This window comes from Microcystis sp. LE19-10.1B (assembly GCF_027530565.1).
Classification (GTDB): domain Bacteria; phylum Cyanobacteriota; class Cyanobacteriia; order Cyanobacteriales; family Microcystaceae; genus Microcystis; species Microcystis aeruginosa.
Map to the genome: position 1 here is coordinate 1 of NZ_JAPZQM010000706.1, position 2,306 is coordinate 2,306.

A 2,306-nucleotide genomic window follows, 5' to 3' on the forward strand; every position below is an offset into this window, starting at 1 on the left:
CTAGGGTTGATTCATAGTAGGGTTGATTCATGAATCAACCCTACCCTTAGTCCCCCCTTGATAAGGGTGGTGTCTGATAATTTTTAACGCCTACCTACTTAGGAGATGGCTTTTATTTATTCTCCCCCCGCAACGCGCACGAAGTGGTCTCCCCATCTCCCCACTTCCCCACACCCCACACCCCACACCCCACACCCAGCCTCAAAGTATTCTAAGATACAGTCTTGCGGGCGAGTGAGTGGAACGAACCACAGAGACACAAAGATCGATCACTACTATATAAGTTAAACTTATCACACAAAGAATAAGAGAGCCGATTATTTTTTGGGAATTTAGGATAACCTTTTTTACCTTTTATCATACCAAATCCGTTTTTAATAGTGTGATTAACTGCCAAGTTATGGATTGTTTCTCCCTGCTCCCCACCCCCTGCTCCCTGGTCTCCTGTACTTTTTAAACAGGATTTAGTATCACTATAAGTGGGAGAGAGTCACAAATATTGAGATGCACCCAAAAGCCGATTATTTTTTGGGAATTTAGGATAACCTTTTTTACCTTTTATCATACCAAATCCGTTTTTAATAGTGTGATTAACTGCCAAGTTATGGATTGTTTCTCCCTGCTCCCCACCCTCCGCTCCCTGGTCTCCTGTACTTTTTAAACAGGATTTAGTATCACTATAAGTGGGAGAGAGTCACAAATATTGAGATGCACCCAAAAAATGAGTCTAAAACTTTACTTTTTGCGTCATGGCGAAACCACAGCCAGTCAAGCGGGTAGTTTTTGCGGTCGATTAGACTTGCAACTAACCCCGGCCGGCGATGAAATGGCCAAGGATTTCGCTCTTGTCTATCGAGATGTGCCTTGGACAGGGATCTATTCTAGTCCCCTCAAGCGCACCATGGCCACGGCCACCCCTTTAAGCGATCTCTTAGGTATTCCCATCCACAAACGGGAAGGATTAAAAGAGATTGCCTACGGCCAATGGGAGGGAAAAACCGCAGCCGAGGTTAATCGGGAGTTTCATGATGATTATGTGCGCTGGTTAGCAGATCCGGGCTGGAATTCTCCCACAGGGGGCGAAAAAGGCATCGATATCGCTCGCCGCAGTTCGGAAGTATTAGAGGAAATCGACCATAATCACGATGATGGCCATATTTTGATCGTTTCCCATAAAGCAACGATCCGAATCATGTTATGTTCTCTTTTAGGCATTGATATCGGCCGTTATCGCGATCGAATTGCCATGCCCGTGGCCTCGGTGACGATCGTCGAATTAGCCGAACACGGTCCCCTCTTTCAAGTCATGGGCGATCGCTCTCACCTCCGCAATGACCTACGCTCGCGAGCGGGAACCTAACCAGTCAACAGTAACCAGGGAAGCCCCGAATTTGGTCTCCTGAAAAACTATGTGCTTGATGTTATATTTTCTACGACACGGACAAACGGCCTATAGCAAAACGGGAGGATACTGTGGTACTCCAGAAAATGACCCCGGTTTGACTGCCGAAGGCATCGAAATGGCCGAGGAATTCGCCGATGTCTATCGTTCTTTACCTTGGCGCGCGGCCTACGTCAGTCCCCTCCAAAGAGCTATTCAAACCGCTAAACCCCTCTGTGAAGCGGTAGGACTGAAATTAGAAATCCGCCAGGGATTACAAGAGATCGGTTATGGTCTTTGGGAAGGTATGCACCCCAACGATATCGATCGCCAATATCATGATCTCTATGTACGCTGGTTGACGGATCCGGCTTGGAATGCTCCCCCCAACGGAGAAAGGGGGATCGATATCGCCCGTCGTTCGGCGGCCGTTTTGGAGGAAATTGAACACACCCACAGTGATGGCAATATCCTGATTGTTTCCCACAAGGCCACCATCCGGATCATGCTCTGTAGTCTGATGGGCATCGATGTGGGCCGTTATCGCGATCGGTTTGAAATGCCCGTGGCCGCCCTCAGTATCGTCGAATTAGGCAGTCGTGGCCCGCTTTTCCATGGCATCGGTTTACGTTCCCACCTCAGTGAGTACCTGCGTTCTCTCCCCTGCACCTAATCAGGAGACAGGAGACAGGAGACTCCGAGACAGGGGACAGGAGACAGGAGACAGGAGACAGGAGACAGCTTTTTTCTCCCCACACCCCACACCCCACACCCCACACCCCACACCCCACTTCCCCATCTCCCCACTTCCCCACACCCCACACCCCACACCCCACACCCCACACCCCACACCCCACACCCCACACCCCACACCCCACACCCCACACCCCACACCCTACACCCTACACCCATCTCCCCACACCCC

3 protein-coding genes and 1 pseudogene are annotated in these 2,306 nt (G+C 50.1%); all 4 read left to right on the forward strand.

What is annotated here, in order from left to right; translation table 11 throughout:
* The first annotated feature begins 105 nt into the window (after positions 1 to 105).
* Entirely contained in the window at positions 106 to 288 is a 183-nt protein-coding gene (locus O9332_RS25055; RefSeq protein ID WP_288027814.1) for a hypothetical protein, read from the forward strand.
* Positions 289 to 721: 433 nt separating this feature from the next.
* Positions 722 to 1,360 (forward strand): histidine phosphatase family protein, encoded by a 639-nt coding sequence (locus O9332_RS25060; RefSeq protein ID WP_002759709.1) that lies wholly within the window; start codon positions 722 to 724, stop codon positions 1,358 to 1,360.
* Positions 1,361 to 1,409: 49 nt separating this feature from the next.
* Positions 1,410 to 2,054, forward strand: a complete 645-nt coding sequence (locus tag O9332_RS25065) for a histidine phosphatase family protein (RefSeq protein ID WP_288027812.1) — start codon at positions 1,410 to 1,412, stop codon at positions 2,052 to 2,054.
* Positions 2,023 to 2,306, forward strand: a pseudogene (locus O9332_RS25070) (hypothetical protein); the annotation flags it as partial. The gene O9332_RS25065 and the pseudogene O9332_RS25070, both read left to right, overlap by 32 nt.

Bases quoted from the DNA above. Each gene is read 5' to 3' on its own strand.
- O9332_RS25055 (WP_288027814.1), top strand. From the start codon at position 106: ATGGCTTTTATTTATTCTCCCCCCGCAACGCGCACGAAGTGGTCTCCC.
- O9332_RS25060 (WP_002759709.1), top strand. From the start codon at position 722: ATGAGTCTAAAACTTTACTTTTTGCGTCATGGCGAAACCACAGCCAGT.
- O9332_RS25065 (WP_288027812.1), top strand. From the start codon at position 1,410: ATGTGCTTGATGTTATATTTTCTACGACACGGACAAACGGCCTATAGC.